Genomic DNA, 827 nt, shown 5'->3' on the forward strand with positions numbered 1-827 from the left:
TGGTCCATGCCTCATCGGGAAGGTCGTAGCGAGCCATAGTTCAATATGTTGTGTAAACAGACAGTTACTATAACTCAGATGATTAAGGGACACAGCCTAGTTCAGCATCCCGGTTATCTGAAAGAAGACCTATTTTCTCTTTTGCACAACAGTACAGTGCGTCGAGGCGGCGGTAATACTCCATTAGCTTTGCTTTTCCAATCCCATCCTGCTGTTCAGTCCACACCTGTAGATTGGAAATCACTGCAAGAGCTTCAGCTAACATGTCTGTACTTTCACGTAATAAATCATGCGGCGTTTTTACAATTGAGGTGATCACAAATGGCAGTTTCTTTTGTTCAGTAATATACTGATAAAAAGCTGCAATAGCCTGAGTTTGACTGATATTCATCAGCTTCAGCACTTCATCTGCTTGGTTCTTTATATCATCATCAATACGTGCGTTAATGTAGACTGGCCCCCTGAATCTCCAGACAACCAGTATCACTTAAATAAGTGATAGTCTTAATACTAGTTTTTAGACTAGTCATTGGAGTACAGATGATTGATGTCTTAGGGCCGGAGAAACGCAGACGGCGTACCACACAGGAAAAGATCGCAATTGTTCAGCAGAGCTTTGAACCGGGGATGACGGTCTCCCTCGTTGCCCGGCAACATGGTGTAGCAGCCAGCCAGTTATTTCTCTGGCGTAAGCAATACCAGGAAGGAAGTCTTACTGCTGTGGCCGCCGGAGAACAGGTTGTTCCTGCCTCTGAACTTGCTGCCGCCATGAAGCAGATTAAAGAACTCCAGCGCCTGCTCGGCAAGAAAACGATGGAAAATGAACT

At 45.1% G+C, this 827-nt stretch carries 2 protein-coding genes; one reads left to right on the top strand and one right to left on the bottom strand.

All coding sequences use genetic code 11. From position 1 onward, the window contains the following. Window positions 1-82: 82 nt before the first annotated feature. A complete protein-coding gene (locus BFF42_RS18855; RefSeq protein ID WP_073691780.1) occupies window positions 83-448 on the bottom strand; it encodes a type II toxin-antitoxin system RelB/DinJ family antitoxin in 366 nt (121 codons plus the stop codon). 92 nt (window positions 449-540) lie between these two features. Between BFF42_RS18855 and BFF42_RS18860 the strand changes: the two genes are divergently transcribed. After that, on the top strand, window positions 541-827 hold a 287-nt coding region (locus BFF42_RS18860), incomplete at its 3' end, for a transposase (protein WP_000567737.1).

This window comes from Shigella sp. FC1661 (assembly GCF_001712525.1).
GTDB lineage: Bacteria > Pseudomonadota > Gammaproteobacteria > Enterobacterales > Enterobacteriaceae > Escherichia > Escherichia coli.